The organism is Alicyclobacillus suci (assembly GCF_017329615.1).
GTDB lineage: Bacteria > Bacillota > Bacilli > Alicyclobacillales > Alicyclobacillaceae > Alicyclobacillus > Alicyclobacillus suci.
Genome location: NZ_JAFMTW010000028.1, coordinates 25,826 through 43,312 on the forward strand (window position 1 = coordinate 25,826; position 17,487 = coordinate 43,312).

Here is a 17,487-nt window from a genome sequence, read left to right on the forward strand (position 1 = left end):
GTAACCTCCATCTCTGCTTTATTGAACCCATGCTTCTTCCGAATCCATTTCCCAATCCTCGTAAAGGGGAAGCGAATCCGTGAATGGAGACCAATCCTCTGCCATTTCGTCGTCGGTCAGCAGACATTCGTCCAGCGATTCGATTAAGCCGGGCCAGTTGACATCGATGCCAATCAACACGATCTCATTGATTCTATCGCCCCAGACAGGATGGAACGTAGTCGCCCACTCAGGTTCTTGCGCAAACACATCCGCTTGTTCCTCTTCTGGTAATGCTGCTACCCAGTAACCAGAGATGCCAATTTGAATGGAGGGCCCTGCTTGGCTAAATGTTATGGCCACGTCGTTGCGAGAGGCCAACCACATCATGTCTTTGGCGCGAACCACTTCGGGTGGCCAATTTTCCAACCATTGCGCTATTCGCTGTGGGTGAAACGGCTTTTGCCTACGATAGACAAACGATGTGATTCCGTATTCTTCGGTCTCCGGTGTGTGCGACGCTTTCTGTAGCTCATGAATCCATCCTGCAGCCATACTTGATTTTTCAAAATCAAATCGGTGCGTGTTGAGTAATTCACGTGGATTGACACGGCCGTGGGTGGTCCGGATGATCTTTGCGTCAGGCTGCAGCTTGCGCAACATTTGCTCTAGTTTTTGTAAATGCTCTTCGTCAACGAGATCGCATTTGTTCAGCAACAAGACATCACAGAACTCGATTTGGTCAATTAACAAATCCACAACTTCGCGAACGTCGGTATCGTCAATGCCCTGTTTACGGTCTAACAGGCTCTCTCCAGATGAGAAGTCGTGCCAAAAACGATTTGCATCGACGACGGTGACCATGCAATCCAGGTGACAGAATTCACTGAGATTGACGCCTTGTTCTTCATCGACATAGGTGAATGTTTGCGCGACGGGAATGGGTTCACTGATGCCGGACGATTCGATGAGGATGTAATCAAAGCGCCCCTTTTCCGCCAATGCCCGCACTTCTTCAACAAGGTCCTGACGAAGCGTGCAACAGATGCAGCCATTCGTCATCTCTACGAGTTGTTCTTTAGTACGGGACAGGTTCGTGTTTTGTTTGATGAGATTCGCATCCACGTTAATTTCACTCATGTCGTTGACAATGACGGCTATGCGCATCCCGTGCTGGTGATGGAGGAGATGGTTTAGAACAGTCGTTTTACCAGACCCGAGATAGCCACTCAAAACGGTGACTGGAATCGTGTGATTTTGCATCGTATTCACTCCTAAAGGTAATGGCGAATTGCGGGTGCGGATAGGTAAACGTCTTGATTCGTAAAGATTACGATTTAAGGTGTTTACCATTATATAGGCAAGTCTCGGGTTTGTAAATAGTAATAATTACGATTTTCGTGAATGTGAGACAGCTTTCTGCATAAGCATTACAGACAAGCCAGCTTGTGAGGAGGGGACATTGTGCAACTGCTGTATGCAATTCCAACTGCGATGGGTTTAGGGGCACTGCATTCATTGGAGCCTGGGCATGGAAAGGGAATTCTATCCGCTTATTTGATTTCCAATCGCGGAAAGACGAAGGACGCACTACGATTGGGGGTGATTTCGGCTGCGTCTCACACGTTGTCGATTCTATTATTAGCGTTTGTGACAACGTTGTCCGTGAACAAGTTGGTGCCTGAGCAATTGCTGTTTCTTATAGAATTATGTTCTGGCGCTGTGGTCACTGCAATGGGGGTGAGAATGCTCTATTCTCAGTTTCGCCCGCAGGTGGTCGTGATCCGGAAACTTGGTGCGATAGAGGAACATGGTGACCACCACCATCATCATCATCACCATTTTCATCAATTGGAACACATGGAATCAGAGACCCCCAACTCTCTTCGCCGCCTTTGTATCGTTGGCTTTTTTACAGGTCTAATTCCCTGCCCGAGCGCATTGGCCATTCTTCTGGCTTCTATTGGTATCCATCAGTTTCAGGTAGGTGTCGGTTTGGTTGTGGCATTTTCAGCGGGGATGGCACTTACCATGTGTACCATTGGCATCCTCGTGGTGCATACAGGAGAAGCTGTCAGCCGCCTTGACCATTGGCGCATCGCCGATCGATTTACGCGCATCTCTGCGATACTCGTATGTTTGCTGGGGTGTTTCGTCGTATATGGTGCAGTGCGCCACATTCTATGAACGATTTCGTGTGAAGGGGACGATGATGACCTCAAATCGTAATCTACCCTATTTACAAATCGTAATCATTCTGATATTCTCCATAGACGTTGACGCAATTTGGGTACATAAAGGAGAGAATTGAAAGAATGAAGAGGACAGTTGGCAGTGGTATGGCCATGGGTGGTGCGCTTGCACTTCTCGCGACATTAGCCGGATGTGGAACAACCGAAAACAATACTTCGTCGACAGCGGCCAACGGGACGTCGAATGCGAAGGTCATTCAAGCCGTTGGTGCAGAAAACGAGTATGCAAACGTGATCCAACAGATTGGCGGGAAGTACGTCTCGGCGACCGGGATTATGAGTGACCCGAGCACAGATCCGCATGATTACGAAGCGAGCACAAAGGATGCAGCGCTCGTTGGAAATGCGACGCTGGTCGTTCAAAATGGCGTCGGGTATGACGATTTCATGAGCAAACTCGAATCCTCATCGCCGAATTCGAAGCGTGTGGTGATTGACGTCGCGAGTGCATTGGGATATGGCAAGGACACCAAGAATCCACATCTGTGGTATCAACCGGATACGATGCCGAAAGTCGCCCAGTTGATTGCAGATCAGTTGGCGAAACAAGACCCTTCAGAGAAATCCTATTTTGACGCGAACGTGAAGAAATTTGATGCTTCCCTATCCACTTGGAAACAAGAGATGGACACTATCAAGTCGAAGTACCCAAATACAGGGGTGGCGGTTACAGAACCTGTCGCGGATTACTGGCTTCAGGCGGCTGGCATGGATATCAAAACGCCGTGGTCCTTCCAGGCAGCCATCATGAACGGGACAGATCCGTCGCCACAAGACGTGAAAACGCAAGAAGCATTATTTAATCATCACCAAATCAAGGTGTTTCTTTACAATCAACAGGCTATCACAGACGTCACGAAGAAATTCTTAGCGCTAGCGAAACAAGATCACATTCCAGTGGTCGGTGTATATGAAACGATGCCGCCAAACCATACCTACCAAAGTTGGATGGAAGCAGAGACCAAAGCATTGACGGCCGCACTGGCAAACGGTACGTCGACGGAGACGATTTCCTAATGCAAGTAGAGCATGTGTTGGAACTGAACGATATCGTGGTGCAGTTTGGCCAGCGAACGGTTTTAGATCATATTGATGTGGCCATTGAAGCGGGAGAATTCGTGGGTTTGATTGGTCCTAATGGCGCAGGAAAGACGACTTTGTTGCGTGTGATTTTAGGGCTTTTGTCACCCAATCACGGCGAAGTTCGGGTTGATGGCAAATCCGTGCGCAAGCGCAACCGGGCGATTGGTTATGTGCCACAGAAAATCCATCTCGATCCCGACACGCCGCTTCGCGGCCGCGACTTGGTGGGGCTCGGTCTTGACGGTCACCGGTTTGGTGTGCCGTTGCCGAGCCGGAAACGGCGCGCACGCATCGACGAAGTGCTGGAGGCGGTGGACGCACTTCGCTTTGCGGATGCCCCAGTAGGCCGTCTCTCAGGTGGTGAGCAGCAGCGATTGCTCATTGCGCAGGCGCTGTTGACGGATCCAAAAATTTTATTGCTGGACGAACCTTTGTCGAATCTCGATATTCGCAGCGCGCACGAGGTCGTTCGGTTGGTTGGCAGACTGGGTAAAGAGCGTGGGATTGCTGTCATTCTCGTCGCGCACGACATGAATCCACTGCTCGGCCATATGGACAAAGTCCTGTATTTGGCTGAAGGACATGCGGCCATGGGTGAGGTGGATGCGGTCATTCAAAGCGAAGTGCTATCCAGGCTTTATGGCTACGAGGTGGAAGTGCTTCGCGTTCGCGGGCGCGTACTTGTCGTCGGCGGTAGAGACGAGGAAGCGGACGTTGTCGATTTGCTGGGCGGTTTTCACTGTGGAGATCACGAGGATGTGATGAACTCGTGACGACAGTTTTGCACTATGTTTTTGCGCCGGGCTTGTTACAGAGTGAAGAAGTGCTGCATGCGTTTCTGGTTGGCATCCTCGTCGCCGTGATTTCTGGTGTGGTCGGTGTGTTTGTGGTGCTTCGCGGGCAGTCATTTGTTGGCCACGTGCTGACAGACATCGGGGCGGCGGGCGCGTCTGGTTCGTTTCTGGTCGGTGTGAACGCGTGGTATGGGTTTATCTCGTTTGGCATCCTGGCGGGTGCCGGCGTGGAATGGCTGGGCGACAGGGCGCGCAATCGGGATGTGGCGACTGGAATCATTTTATCTTTCGCGATGGGATTAGGATCACTGTTTCTCTATTTTGACACCCGGTTTACGAGTAATGCGAGTGCGCCGATGATGGTGTTATTTGGCTCGATGTTCGTGCTCAACCCGGGCGTGATACCGATTGTGACATTCACGGGACTTGCAGCACTGGTCGTGCTACTCCTCATTTATCGTCCGTTGTTAGTCTGTTCGGTTAATCCGGAGATTGCAAAGACGCGCGGGATTCCCGTTCGATTGGTCGGCATCTTGTTTATGATTTTACTTGCGATAGCGATTGAGGATGGATCACTGGTTGTGGGCTCGCTGCTCAGTACGGCGCTGATCATTGGACCGCCTGCGACAGCCATTCGCCTGACATCGAGAATTGGCTTGGCTTCTGTGTTGTCGGCTGGGATAGGCGTGGTAGCAACTGGGCTTGGCATTCTACTGGCGTACGACAGCTATCTGTGGCCGCCAGTTCATCGGGGATGGCCTGTCAGTTTCTTTATTGCGGTTCTTGTTCTTGTCTTCTATTTATTATCGCGGCTGTGGCCAGAGCGACGGTACGCGCAGGGCGCGGGTTCAGCGCGCCGCGAGGAGGTGGCGTAATGGGACAGTTTTTGCAGATGGTCTTTCCACTAGACTTGATTACCTTGCCATTTATGTTCCACGCCCTCCTCAGTGGCACCGTGGTCGCCATCTTATCTGGTTTGGTCGGATTCTTTGTGATTTTACGAGGCTCGTCGTTCGTCGCGCACGTACTGCCTAAGGCCGGATTCGCAGGTGCTGCGGGTGCCGTGTTGTTGGATATCAACCCTTTAGTAGGGCTTGTTGTGTTTGCGCTGGGGGGGGCGCTCAGCATCGGGATGCTCGGCAAGCGTGGCCGCCATGACGTCGTCACCGCGTTGACATTGGTTGTGGCGCTCGGAACAGGTGCACTGTTTCTCACGTTAAATGAGCATTATGCGACGGGCGCCTATGCATTGTTGTTCGGCCAGTTGGTGGGCGTCAGCCTCAGTCAGGTGTTGGACACGGTTGTGCTTGGGCTTGTCTGTGTTCTCATTTTAGGCGTACTTTACCGACCGCTTTTGTTTGCGTCTATCATGCGAGACAGCGCCGAAGCGCGCGGCATTTCATCCCGCAAACTGGAGATGGCGTTTCTCATCGTCGTCGGATTGGCCACAGCCGTGACGGTGCCCGTGGTGGGGGCTTTGTTGTCATTCAGCTTGATGATTGGTCCAGCGGCGACAGCACGCTATCTTACACGCCGACCGGGTACATCGCTTGTGTGTTCGGTGGCGATAGCCATCTTGACCATTTGGGCAGCACTGGTGCTTGGCTATGACACGAGTTGGCCAATCGGTTTTTTTGTCTCGTCTATTTCAGCGCTGTTGTATGGTGTGGTGCGTGTCGGAGCGTCACTACAACAACGCCGAGTGGCTGGAAAAACGGATGCGCACGTACACCCGCTCGATGGCGTGGTCGGTCAGAAGTAAGCATCGACCTGTCCTTGTTTGTCAAGAGAGACCCGAGGCAGCTGTACCTCCCTGGTCTCTCTGACTCCGGTAAGGAATATACAGTTGTCATTATATCGTTTATAACGATATAATCGCTTTGTGTGGAGGTGTTGTCTATGACGCAACCGTTGCAAGCCTTAGCCGAGCGGATTTCTTCGGCGTTCTCCTCGGTGTATTATCACTGCCATCCGACGTTTGAGGTGGAATTGTCTCACCAGGCCGTGCGCGCGCTTCAATTCATTCAAATGATGGGGCCTGTTACGATTCAGCAAATCGCTGATCATTTAGGATGCGCGTCGAACACAGCATCGGAAATCGTTCGGCGGTTGGCTCAAAAAGGTCTGATTGAAAAAATGCGAAGTCATGTGGATGAACGAATTGTGCAAGTGAGCTTGACTGCGAAGGGACAACAGACGGTGATGCAACACACTGGCCTCGATGTGCAACGCCTTGCGGAAGCGTTGTCAGGACTGTCATCAGCACAATGCCAACAGGTTGAGCAGGGGATTATGACGTTGCTTCGAGCGTTGAGAGGGGTGCGAGAATGATGATGGCGTTGCTGCCCATCATTAGTTTACTATCTGCGCTTTGGCTCGTATTTGGACATCAGTCGTCTGAAGATATTGCCCGTTTCTTCACCGGCGTATTGCGTGGTCTTCTGCCTACGGCCATTTTACTTGTGGTCGTTGTTATATGTTTGCGGAGAGGTACGAACTTTACAGGGGCACTTGGTATCGCAATCGTCGCTTGGGGTGCGAGTTCGTACATATTATTCAAGGTGGGATTGTAATGTCCGAACGGGACAGAAAATTGAAGTTGGATTCGGAACAGGAAGCGTGGGAAGAGAAATATCGACGTCGGGAAGAGACGCTGTTTGCCTCGGATGCCTTTTTGGTGGCGCGCCGCCATCAACTTCAGGAGGGCACTGTCCTTGACATGGCCTGTGGGGATGGCAGAAACGCGCTGTACCTCGCACGTCACGGATTTACGGTGACAGGCGTTGACTTTTCGCGCGAGGCGCTTCGGCGATTGGCGCATTTCTCAGAGGCAGAGGGATTTGACTCCTACGGTGAGTACTTATCACTATTCAACCGGCGGAGATAAAGAGGTCTCATATACTGGCCCCAGAGTCAACCCAGACAGATGACGTGAGGTAAAATAGACGTAGTGAGGTGTTTGACTCATGCCAGGACGTAAGTGGACTGTGGACGAGAAAATGAACATTGTGTTGGAAGGGATGGTTCCTGGGGCGAATATCAGCGAGGTTTGCCGACAGCATGGTGTGGCCCAAAGTCTGTATTACAAGTGGCGTGACGCATTTCTGGCTGGTGGATGAGCAGGGCTTCAGTCAGGTCCTTCTACCCGGGAGCAGGAGTTGGAGAAGCAGTTGCAGGAAGCCATGAGCAAAATTGGCGAGCAAGCTATGGAAATCGATGTGTTGCGAAAAAAATCGAACTGGGGCCGGAAGTAAGCAGCCGTTCCTTGGTGGCTCAGCTCGTCAAGGAAGGGTTTCGGGTCCCAGTGATTGCGAAAGCATTGGAGCTGAATCGAACTTATTGTGATAGCTTGTTAAAGGAGCCTGTGAAGAAGGCGAAAAAAGCAGTTATCGAGAAAGACGCCCTATTGAAACAGCGGATTCGCCATCTATGTGAGAGATTCCCACGATATGGATACCGTAGAATCAAGGTCATGTTGCGTCGTCAATACAGCATGCAGGTAAACCACAAACGAGTACACCGGCTCATGCGGGAAATGGGATTGTTGGTCAAATCCCCACAGCGAGAAGCTTCCCGAAAGAAGCGGTCTGGAAAGATTCCGGTGAGTCAGTCAAACGAACACTTCCAGTGCGATATGACAAAGATTTGGTGTGGTAAGGATGGCTGGGGATATCTGTTCGCGGTCATCGATGCGTACGACCGTGAAATTGTGGGGTATTCGTTTTCACGCTATTGCCGGACAGAGGAATTGCTGCATGCCGTGGATAACGCATTCAACTACTGATTCCCGAGCGGGGTACGAGGCGCAAACTTAACGCTCAGAACTGACAACGGATGCCAAATGACAAGTCGACGATTCGTACAAGCCATGAAGGACTGCCAGGTGAAACATGAACGGACAGGTTATAACAACCCGGACGCAGATGGCTATATCGAACGTTTCTTCCGTTCGTTGAAGGAGGAAGAAGTTTGGATGCAGGAATACGACAACTTCGCGGAAGCCAAGAGCGCCATCAAAACGTATATTGAGTTCTACAACAAAGAGCGCCCGCACTCAGCGTTGGGCTATCGTACACCGCAGGAATTCAGAAAATGGAAGGAATCAAAAGAGGCAGCGTAGACCTGATAATTATCAGAATAGAATGGCGTTATCTCAAAAAATTATGCACATCTGTCTTGACCGGACGGGGTTCAATACGTTATTCTATCTGAATATAGCATAAATATTTTCGGATGAACTTTACCACAAACTTCTGTATTCAACAAGAGCACAAGATCCTATTTACTTTTTATACTTAAGGGAAGAGAATGACAATGAGTATTCACGGATCAGTGTTGCTGAAGTTTTTTGGGGGGTTGTCTGTTGCGGAACTGAGAAATATCTATCCGCTAATATTAATGGGGGTATTTGGTGAAAAGTCGTGTTTACATTGGACCTACAATTTCAATGGAGACTGCTGTCGCACTGGGTCCTTTAAATGATTATTACCCTCCAATTAAACGTGGTGACTTGGATTTCGCAATCCAGGACAATGTCGAACGTGTTATCATAATTGATGGGGTCTTTTATCAAGATTTATCAGTTTCATTAGACGAGATTAGAGACGCAATACACGCAGGAATAGAAATCTGGGGCGCCTCAAGTATGGGGGCTTTAAGAGCTGTTGAAGCAGGACCACTCGGTATGTACGGGTGGGGTAAAGTCTATCAAATGTACAAGAGTGGTCAGATTGACTCTGATGATGCTGTCGCATTAGTGTTTGATGAACGATATAAGCCTTTGTCAGAACCGCTGGTAAATATCATTTCAGCGTTAGATTTTTTGAGCGCTTGCGATGTGATTTCTTCTGAAGAAGCGCATGAAATTAAAAGTTATGTTGAGCACTTGTATTACCCTGAGCGAACATTTTTTGATTGCTTTGATCATATTGATTGGAGATGCTCCAAAATTGATAAGATTTTATCGATATTAAATACCACTCGCTATCTTTGGGACATAAAGCTACAAGATGCAATAACTCTTCTGTCACGACTCACCTTAGAATAGGGGGATGTTTAAATGAACAAGGAAATCATGTATTTGCCTATTGTTGACGAGGAAAGTCAATTAATCGCTTATAATCCACGAACTGCGCAGTACCGACGTATAAATGCTAATCAGGATCTAGAAGCACAAATCAACCCCGAACTATATCCAGAATTATATGATGATCCGAACGAAACACCCAATATCGTCACAAGTATATACCAATTAAACATAGCAAACACCCGGAGATGTAATTTAGGCTGCAGTTATTGCTATGATCATCAGGGGGAGAAGGGTGCAAATTATCTTAATACTCCTTTAATGACTGAATCAGTTGCAAGGAAGTCAATCGACCAATTAATTCAATCAAGTGGTGATCAAGAAAAGCTATTTGTTTGCTTAATTGGTGGTGAAGCTCTTGTTCATGGGCGAATCATTAAATACATGATCGATTACGCCGAGGAAAGCACCCAAAATATTAATAAAACGTTCTTCTTCACAGTTTATACAAATGGAACCTTGCTCAATAAACAATGGGTGGAATGGGCAAATGAGCACTTTGTAACTTTAGTCCTTAGTATGGATGGCGATGAGAAGACTCATGATAAAGAACGTGTGTTCATTGATGGCCGTGGAACACATGCCAGGGTTCTAAAGGCAGCAAAGCTCATGCTGGAGGAATACATAAATCCAAGTAAAGAAGTCAGAGCAGTTGTTAGTGATCCGAATGCAGACCCAGTTCAAGTATTCGATTACTTGGTTGGATTAGGTTTTAACAAAATTCACATTACACCAGCTTATGATCCGGAAACTCTTGGATTTCGTACTCATATAGAAAAGTGGAAGGCATTGACCGATAGATATCGGCAACTACTAAGTGACAATATCATAGTTTCTCTTACCCCATATACGGAACACATAAATAAATTCCTTAATGGTAAAAAGATGCTCACTTCATTTTATCCGTGTAATGTAGGCAGTGGTGCACTTGGTATTAGTCCAGATGGATCTGTTTATCCATGTCATCACTTTTTAGACGAACCCGATTGGAAATTAGGAAGTATTGAAGATGGTTTCCCTGAATTGCCTAATAGAGATAATCTCTATTTTTCGGTAGATGATCGAACAAATTGTAGTAAGTGTTGGGTGCGTCATATTTGTGGCGGGGAGTGTTACCATCGTGCAGTTACAGTAGATGTTGGATACTCAGGTACCCAACGATCCGCATGTGATGAGAAACGTGAGCTTATACAGTATTCGATGGGTGTAGCTGCTCATCTAGCAGAGCATTACCCGATGGTAATAGAACGGCTATTGAGTGATAACTTATCGACGGTTGAGGAGTGCCGAGAATACTATGCAAGCAAGAATCAATAGCCTTGGAATAGAACTCGAGAATGAACTACATAGGCATAGTAAAATTTTTGAACAGCTTCAAAACCACCCAAGGAAAAAAGTTAATCCGAACGTCTCGTCTAGGGTTGTGAAAATGGACGAAACGTTTGAGAGAATAAATTCTATCCGAGATTTAATCGGAATTTCTCGGATTGCCAATATTTCTGGTATGGATCGATTGGGTGTTCCTAATTACTCCAGCTACGTACCAGATAATCAAAGCGGTCAAATTACTGTGTTCGGAGGAAAAGGAACTTCTGCTCTTGAGGCTAAGATAGGGGCCATCATGGAAAGTGTGGAACGCGTATGTGCCACACACGATTTTAACCGTGTATTTTTTAACAAATTAAAAAACATTCATAAAGGAATCCGAGTACTTGATCCTAGAGATCTTATCATTCACGACGAAGCGCAGTTTCTACTGGATAAATTGCTCGATTGGGTACTAGCTTGGGAACTGCAATCTGGTGAGGCTGTACTGATACCAGCATGTGCTGCATATCACCTTTACCGTGGGGAATTTAAATTGTTCGAGGACACTAGTGTCGGGTTAGCTTCTGGTAACACTTATTTAGAAGCGATATTGCACGGATTGTTAGAAGTACTAGAACGGGATAGCTTATCTATCGCACAAATAAGTGGAAATGCACCGTTGGTGAATCTGAATTCTCTCCCTAAGGAACTAATGGACTTTGTAGAGAATGTTACTAACCGGAATATTGAGCTACAAATAAGATATCTTCCTAATGAGTACAGGGTACCTGCATTTTATGCAATCGGTATTGACAAAGAAGTATCGAATGTTCGCTATATCAATGCTGGAATTGCTGCCCACCCTAATCCTACAATTGCAATAAGACAAGCTGTTTTGGAGGTATGTCACAGTAGAGGTGTTATAACAACTGGAGCGAGAGAAGACTTAGACCAGATTGATATATCAGTCCCATACGAAGAATATCTTAGGTCTGTTTTATACATGTTCATTGACGATAGGATAGATTTTGATTCGATTGGTGATTTCCCGGTTTTTGACGATTTGTGGGATGAATTTAACGAAACCAAAAGGCGCCTTTTAACAGCTGGGTTTTTTGATCTTGTTTTTTATGACTTGACAAATCCTCAATATGGAGTACCGGTAGTTCGTGTGATTATCCCCGGTATGGAAAATTGGTGCTATGATAGGGAACGCATCGGAACGAGGGTTATTAATCATTTTGATACAAGGCACCTTGAAGGGAGGTGAATCGAATGACAGTAGGTCAAAAGAAGGACGCTATTAAGAAACTGGCTAAACAGTTTCACACTGCGAATGCATGCAACCAAGACGCTCCACTGAAGAAGTAATGAAAGCTCGATATCCTCACCTCAACCACTAAGTTGGGTGAGGATATCGAGCTTTCATGTAACAATAACATTTGGAGGAAGAGTAAATGAGTATTAAGGTCTCTATACCTGTAAATGTAAATTACGGTTCAAGTCTTAATGAGATAAATGTAAGCGCCACTTCTATCTCCTCTGTGATCGAACACGTGGTTAATAAGTATCCTGAATTAAAGCCAAAGTTCTTAACCCCATTCAATGAAATGGTGAACTCATTAATCATTTTTGTAAACGGCGAAAGGGTTAGTTCTTCCTCAGTAAAAAGCGTCATTTTAAATAACGGTGACGAGGTTGATTTTATTTTCGCCATAGCGGGTGGGGAAAGTGTACCACATGAAAGATACGCGCGTCAGATGATTCTTGAGAAAATCGGCGTCCAAGGACAAAACAAATTACTTTTAAGCAGAATTCTAATAATTGGTGCCGGGGGATTAGGGGTACCTCTAGCAATGTATCTAACCGGTGCGGGTGTTGGGACAATAGGATTAGTCGATGCCGATTATGTTGATGTTACAAACTTAACTAGACAACTGCTCTATATAGAATCGGACATCGGCCGTAGTAAGGTAGAATGTGCAATAGATCGTCTCAGGCCTATGAATCCAGATGTTATTCATATTCCGCATAACATGAAGATCGATGAAAGTACTGCAGAAGGAATTATTAATGATTATGATTTGGTGATAAATTCTGCTGACAACTTTGAAACAAGATACATTGTTAATGACGCATGTATGTTTTTGAATAAGCCATTAATTGATGTTGCTGCAGTAGAATTATCAGGGCAAATTGCACTTTTTACACGTGAATCCGGATGTTACCGGTGCTTATTTCCGGAGCCTAGTGACCTTTCCGTTAACTGTAGCTCAGTAGGTGTTTTAGGTACTGTATGTGGTTATATGGGGACAAGAGCGGCCACGGAGGCAATAAAATTAATTTTGGGTATGTCTCGTTTTAATTGGCTTGAAACATATAATGCCTTAACAGGTCAGCATAAGCGGTTTTCCTGGTCTAAAAATAAAGAATGCCCTATTTGCTCTTCACACACTTTTTCTTCTCTAATTCAGGAGCGAATAAGTAGTGAAGGCAGGTACACTATCAACCCTCAAGAATTCTTAGCGGTGTTGGGAAATAGCGATACTTTAATCGTTGATGTTAGAGACAAACGAATCCGTTCGAAAGACCCATTTAAAGATGCAATTCCATTTGAGCACGTTATGAAAATGGGTCGAACATTTGTACAAAATGTTCCGAATGATGTTAATCGTATAATTTGTGTATGTCAGGTAGGAATCCAGAGTAAGCATGCAGCGAGGTTTATTCAAGAATTAGGATATACTAACACTTACAATTTGAACGGTGGATTGAACTCTTTGGCCACCCGAGTGAACTTATGAGTGCAAAAATAGTAATCCATGCATTCATACACGATGAGTTGAAAATTCAAGCGAGGAAAACTTACCCTTATGAGTGCTGTGGTATTCTCGGTGGTACGAACGGTCTAATAAATACGGTTTATTGGATTAACAATATCCATTATAATCCTTATATAAATTTTTTGATGGAACCATATGAATTATTGTCGGCCCTAAAAGAGTTTTCAAAAAAACAGCTCGTTTGGAGAGGCGTGGTTCATTCGCATCCACTGTCAGCGGCTATACCATCCCAAGAGGATCTTGAATTTATACCGAACCTGAGCCCTGGTATGACATATCTAATTTACTCGTTATCGGAGCGTGTGACCAATGGATACTTAACGACAAACACCAGCCTTCAGCCAGTAAAAGTTACATATCTGAGGTGATAAGATGATACTCGGTAAAAACAAACAATTCGCCCTTCTGTTTTATGGGCAAGTCACTTCGACAGTTGGAAACAATTTGTTTGATATTTCTCTGCTGTGGTACATAATCTCAATTACTCACTCCAAAACAGACTTAACAATATTAGGATTTTTTCAGACGTTACCTGGTTTTCTTGGTTTGTTCGCTGGGGTGTTAGTAGATCGTTCGTTAAAACGAAAAACCATGCTTATATCGGATGTAGTGCGAGGAGTACTAGCTTTAGGATTATATCTACTGTCAGGAACCAGGCACCCTTCTTTTATGTTAATTGTCTTTTTGGTGTTTTTGCTGAAAACAGTCGGTACGGTGTTTTCACCTGCACAATCAGCTCTTCTCCCCGAGGTTGTTTCAAAAGATGAACTTCCCAGCGCAGTAGGGTTAAACAAATCGGGCAGTGCTTTGGCTCGTTTAATTGGAATGTTCGGAGGAGGGGTATTGATCTCTTTACTGGGTGCCCCGTTATTATTTATAGTTAATGCATTTTCATTCCTTGTCTCGGTCGTAACATTGAGTTTTATGAATGTAAAGGAGAGTAACTCACAAACAATTAAACGTTCTTCAATGTCTAGGGAATGGGTAGCGGGTTTAAGAACAATCGTAACATCGACTGCTATTTTGCGTAATATGTTAATCGCGGTTATATCAAACTTTGCTTTAGCTCCATTTAATATTGTGTTAACCGCTTGGGTTAATGGGCCTCTTCATTCAACAGCATTTGTTTTTGGAGCTTTAATGGCATGTATGCTTGTAGGGGTCTTATTCGGTGGACTGTCATTAGGGTTTTCATTTAAACACCTCACATACAAGCAACTTTTAGTGTACGGTTCGATAATTCAAGGAGGATTCATTATCCTGTTGGGTTGTACTAAATCAATTACTTTAGATATGTTCTTTATGTTATTGCAAGGTCTAGCTCTTGGCATTCTTAACGGAACTCTCCCAGCCATTAATTTAAGAATTATCCCTAAAGACATGAGAGGTCGTATTTTTGGTACACTTGGAGCTGCAGATACAATTACACAACCTCTAGGTATGGTTATATTTGGATTTTTAATGACGCGTATTCATCTTTCTTTACTATTTTTGATAATCGGTGTAATCGTAATTATATCCGGAATGGTATTTATACTTCCCAGCAAACAGAAGTCATTGAACATCCATGCCGCCGAGGTGACACCAGCAGAAGGATGAAAAGGCGAAAAACGTTTTTCCAGGATTGATTAGACCTCTGTAAATCAAGTTGAAATGCGTGTGTTCATTTGAATATATTTGACCATTCTGCCCGTAATAAAGAAAATACTAGCTGATCAAAAACAACCTGATCGAACCAATAATGTTCTCTCATTCGTCCATCCAAAGTGAAACCGATATTTTGGAGTAATGCAATAGACACTGTGTTGTTAGAGGAGGTTGTGGCGTAAACCTTGTTTAAATGAATATGGTGGTTTTCAAACATCTCATATAGAAACATCTGAACCATTTTTGTGCCTAGACCTTGACCACGATTTTTGACGGGCATGTAATATCCGAATTCACAACTATGGTTCCTCATGTTATAATCAAATGCCATAATTCGGCCGATAGGTTTCGTTGTATTAGCTGTAGTCGTTAGTGCAAAAACCGTCCGTTCTCCGTTTGAAATTTTTTTTGTGATATTGTCACAATACAATTTATAACTCCCAATTTCTTTTACGGGTCGGCATGTATATCTTTCACGGTGAGCTTCATTCTTCTCCCACTCGTAGAACGTGAAAATTAAATCCTGATCTGTTGGTTTCACCTTAATCAGGTTGTATTCCATATAACAAATCCCCCCCTCTTACACATTTAAATTCGAAGTATAACTCAGACTCCGCGCCCATTGGAATTGGAAACCAAGCTGAATAGGAATGTGAAGGCTGCACGCCACACAAATGCATACTTCGACGCAAATAATAACTTCATGATGTTCGGCACCCGCTCACATACTTCAATCATTCGGTTTCGTAACCGACTTGAGTTAAGAATTCGGGAACACGTATGTACTCGACTCCCTCCTAAACATGCTTTCCTAAGTCGTTTTGGGGAGGGAAATCGCCTGTGTTGGCCGAAACAACGAAATTGGCACCAACCAATCTGACGGTGGACCAGATGGGCAAACCATCGGTGTACGTTAGTTCTGACCAGGCCTGTCGCCACGGTGGTTTTGGGTCGACACAGGCAAATGTAGCCGTCAGAAGAGCCATCATGTCTTTGTATCTGCGAGAGCACTGTTCCCGTTCCTTCAGGCCTTTATGCTTGATCCAATTCCAGGTCATTACACGATTTAATTCTGCGATAATTAAGGTGACCACACCGGTCGGTACAGATTTTCGTACGTAGCAGTGATCAAATGCTCCCGATTCGCATTCGATAGCAACACAGAAGTATCAATTACAGCAACCGGCACACTCATATACTTGTTAGTTCCCCCAAGGCAATTTACCCATACGGCGATCCGACATCTCTTGCAAATCCTCTTTTGTCACATTAAAATCCAAATCCGACATGTCATCGATTTGCTTCTTCAATCTTCGGAAGCCCTTGACGTTCTCATCCCCCGACTGAAGAAGTCGTTTGATGGAGTCCACCGAAATACGCATCCAATTGTTTGCGCCAACCTTTTGGGCATCTAACTTCCTTTCAGCAACCCATCGTTTAACGGTATTCACAGAGCTGACGCCAAGCATTTTTTGCCCGACCTGTAGTTACCCAGAGACATTCTACCTGTAAATCCACCTTTAATGCTGGTTGTCCCATGGTTTCATCACCGCCAAAATAACCTTTTCTTGTATTATCATCATGATCCATGCTGTCAAAAGTGTCAATACTGTTCATTTTATCACCTCACGAACAGGAACATACAAGACCGGGTTTTCGTCCATTGAGAACCCGAACTATTTGTTGCAGGTTCCTTGCAGTGGGCAACCCTGACAATACGACTCATCTCCCCGGAACCAAGATGTTGCTGTGTCCCTGTCGAATCCGTCCCATACCAATCGGTGCCCCTGTTCACACTCCGGTCTGCCCGAGGTATCGCAGGGTTCAGTGAGTACGGTGTTGCTTTTGAAGCCTGTTACGACTGCCATATCATGGTCATGAAATGACTTCTTCTGGTCCTTTGCATCCAGATATCCTAAGTCGGCAACAAGGTACTGGGTATGAAGCTCACTGATTTTGCGAATTTCTCCAATGAGCGGCAGCATGATGTTTACGTCGTGGATGTTATTCGGTTTCATAATCGACATCAGAGGAATCGGACCTTGGAAAGTTACGCACGTTATGCTGTGTTTCCGGTAGCCGATGAAGAATTTATTCTGGTTCACCTTACTCCTCTGTACACCATACGTCGCGTCTGGGTCGGAAAACGTCTTTTCACAGTTGCACGCCTTCTTGTGGTATTAAGTCAATAGACCGTCATGCCGCCTGAGCGGCACCAGCAGAAGGATGAAAATGGTCTCGTGTTGAATGACTTCTTGGTGGCTGGCGAAGGCAGGTCGTTCCATTCTGGTGCCGTGAGCCCGCTCAATAGACTGACTACGACGACCCGGTGCACCACAGTATGTTGCTCCCTTTAGGGAAGCACGCAGGATAGAGTGATTTTTATGGTCGTTGCGCCAGCCCTTCAATTTGTACAGCCCGTCAGAAAGGATCTACATGGAAATCCTCTACGAACGTTGCTGTGGTCTCGACGTGCATAAGAAGATGGTTGTCGC

At 45.7% G+C, this 17,487-nt stretch carries 22 protein-coding genes; 17 read left to right on the forward strand and 5 right to left on the reverse strand.

Translation table 11 applies throughout. The features are described from left to right. Positions 1-18 precede the first annotated feature (18 nt). Positions 19-1,242 (reverse strand): GTP-binding protein, encoded by a 1,224-nt coding sequence (locus J3482_RS13370; protein WP_206922535.1) that lies wholly within the window; start codon positions 1,240-1,242, stop codon positions 19-21. 201 nt (positions 1,243-1,443) lie between these two features. On the opposite strand from J3482_RS13370, the gene J3482_RS13375 reads away from it, so the two are divergent. The 17 genes from J3482_RS13375 (at position 1,444) to J3482_RS13455 (ending at position 14,944) form a co-directional block, all read left to right on the forward strand. Then, complete coding sequence (locus J3482_RS13375) at positions 1,444-2,166, forward strand: HoxN/HupN/NixA family nickel/cobalt transporter (RefSeq protein WP_206922536.1); 723 nt, start codon at positions 1,444-1,446, stop codon at positions 2,164-2,166. 128 nt (positions 2,167-2,294) lie between these two features. After that, positions 2,295-3,248 carry a metal ABC transporter solute-binding protein, Zn/Mn family gene (locus J3482_RS13380; RefSeq protein WP_206918195.1) on the forward strand — a complete coding sequence of 318 codons (954 nt, stop codon included), beginning with the start codon at positions 2,295-2,297 and terminating at the stop codon, positions 3,246-3,248. After that, positions 3,248-4,087 carry a metal ABC transporter ATP-binding protein gene (locus J3482_RS13385; RefSeq protein ID WP_206918197.1) on the forward strand — a complete coding sequence of 280 codons (840 nt, stop codon included), beginning with the start codon at positions 3,248-3,250 and terminating at the stop codon, positions 4,085-4,087. Before J3482_RS13380 ends, J3482_RS13385 begins: the two co-directional genes overlap by 1 nt. Further along, positions 4,084-4,983 carry a metal ABC transporter permease gene (locus J3482_RS13390; RefSeq protein ID WP_206922537.1) on the forward strand — a complete coding sequence of 300 codons (900 nt, stop codon included), beginning with the start codon at positions 4,084-4,086 and terminating at the stop codon, positions 4,981-4,983. The genes J3482_RS13385 and J3482_RS13390 overlap by 4 nt, the downstream gene beginning before the upstream one ends. Further along, complete coding sequence (locus tag J3482_RS13395; RefSeq protein ID WP_206918201.1) at positions 4,983-5,870, forward strand: metal ABC transporter permease; 888 nt, start codon at positions 4,983-4,985, stop codon at positions 5,868-5,870. Before J3482_RS13390 ends, J3482_RS13395 begins: the two co-directional genes overlap by 1 nt. Before the next feature lie 137 nt (positions 5,871-6,007). Beyond that, a complete protein-coding gene (locus J3482_RS13400; RefSeq protein WP_206922538.1) occupies positions 6,008-6,439 on the forward strand; it encodes a MarR family winged helix-turn-helix transcriptional regulator in 432 nt (143 codons plus the stop codon). Further along, a complete protein-coding gene (locus tag J3482_RS13405; RefSeq protein ID WP_206922539.1) occupies positions 6,436-6,681 on the forward strand; it encodes a hypothetical protein in 246 nt (81 codons plus the stop codon). The genes J3482_RS13400 and J3482_RS13405 overlap by 4 nt, the downstream gene beginning before the upstream one ends. Next, positions 6,681-6,995: a class I SAM-dependent methyltransferase gene (locus J3482_RS13410; RefSeq protein WP_206922540.1), complete on the forward strand. Its 315-nt coding sequence runs from the start codon at positions 6,681-6,683 to the stop codon at positions 6,993-6,995. The genes J3482_RS13405 and J3482_RS13410 overlap by 1 nt, the downstream gene beginning before the upstream one ends. Positions 6,996-7,074: 79 nt before the next feature. After that, on the forward strand, positions 7,075-7,227 hold the full coding sequence (locus tag J3482_RS13415) for a transposase (protein ID WP_206918350.1): 153 nt from the start codon (positions 7,075-7,077) through the stop codon (positions 7,225-7,227). Positions 7,228-7,376: 149 nt separating this feature from the next. Continuing rightward, positions 7,377-7,892, forward strand: coding sequence for an IS3 family transposase (locus J3482_RS13420; RefSeq protein ID WP_206922541.1), 516 nt, complete (start codon positions 7,377-7,379; stop codon positions 7,890-7,892). Positions 7,893-7,991: 99 nt separating this feature from the next. Continuing rightward, the gene (locus J3482_RS13425; protein ID WP_206922542.1) at positions 7,992-8,228 is read left to right on the forward strand and encodes an integrase core domain-containing protein; all 237 of its coding nucleotides are present in this window, start codon (positions 7,992-7,994) and stop codon (positions 8,226-8,228) included. 291 nt (positions 8,229-8,519) lie between these two features. Further along, positions 8,520-9,155, forward strand: a complete 636-nt coding sequence (locus J3482_RS13430) for a TfuA-like protein (RefSeq protein WP_206922543.1) — start codon at positions 8,520-8,522, stop codon at positions 9,153-9,155. 12 nt (positions 9,156-9,167) lie between these two features. Further along, positions 9,168-10,511: a radical SAM/SPASM domain-containing protein gene (locus tag J3482_RS13435; protein WP_206922544.1), complete on the forward strand. Its 1,344-nt coding sequence runs from the start codon at positions 9,168-9,170 to the stop codon at positions 10,509-10,511. Further along, positions 10,492-11,772 (forward strand): YcaO-like family protein, encoded by a 1,281-nt coding sequence (locus tag J3482_RS13440; protein WP_206922545.1) that lies wholly within the window; start codon positions 10,492-10,494, stop codon positions 11,770-11,772. Before J3482_RS13435 ends, J3482_RS13440 begins: the two co-directional genes overlap by 20 nt. Positions 11,773-11,959: 187 nt before the next feature. After that, on the forward strand, positions 11,960-13,306 hold the full coding sequence (locus J3482_RS13445; protein ID WP_206922546.1) for a ThiF family adenylyltransferase: 1,347 nt from the start codon (positions 11,960-11,962) through the stop codon (positions 13,304-13,306). Further along, positions 13,303-13,713 carry a M67 family metallopeptidase gene (locus tag J3482_RS21860; protein ID WP_206922547.1) on the forward strand — a complete coding sequence of 137 codons (411 nt, stop codon included), beginning with the start codon at positions 13,303-13,305 and terminating at the stop codon, positions 13,711-13,713. The genes J3482_RS13445 and J3482_RS21860 overlap by 4 nt, the downstream gene beginning before the upstream one ends. A 4-nt stretch (positions 13,714-13,717) precedes the next feature. Continuing rightward, positions 13,718-14,944, forward strand: coding sequence for an MFS transporter (locus J3482_RS13455; RefSeq protein WP_206922548.1), 1,227 nt, complete (start codon positions 13,718-13,720; stop codon positions 14,942-14,944). 64 nt (positions 14,945-15,008) lie between these two features. On the opposite strand, the gene J3482_RS13460 is transcribed toward J3482_RS13455, so the two are convergent. The 4 genes from J3482_RS13460 to J3482_RS13475 form a co-directional block, all read right to left on the reverse strand. Beyond that, on the reverse strand, positions 15,009-15,554 hold the full coding sequence (locus tag J3482_RS13460) for a GNAT family N-acetyltransferase (protein ID WP_206922549.1): 546 nt from the start codon (positions 15,552-15,554) through the stop codon (positions 15,009-15,011). A gap of 640 nt (positions 15,555-16,194) precedes the next feature. Further along, positions 16,195-16,443, reverse strand: a complete 249-nt coding sequence (locus J3482_RS13465) for a hypothetical protein (RefSeq protein ID WP_206922550.1) — start codon at positions 16,441-16,443, stop codon at positions 16,195-16,197. Further along, positions 16,430-16,609, reverse strand: coding sequence for a hypothetical protein (locus tag J3482_RS13470; RefSeq protein ID WP_206922551.1), 180 nt, complete (start codon positions 16,607-16,609; stop codon positions 16,430-16,432). Before J3482_RS13470 ends, J3482_RS13465 begins: the two co-directional genes overlap by 14 nt. Before the next feature lie 59 nt (positions 16,610-16,668). After that, the gene (locus tag J3482_RS13475) at positions 16,669-17,097 is read right to left on the reverse strand and encodes a transposase (protein WP_206922552.1); all 429 of its coding nucleotides are present in this window, start codon (positions 17,095-17,097) and stop codon (positions 16,669-16,671) included. Between the last annotated feature and the right edge of the window lie 390 nt (positions 17,098-17,487).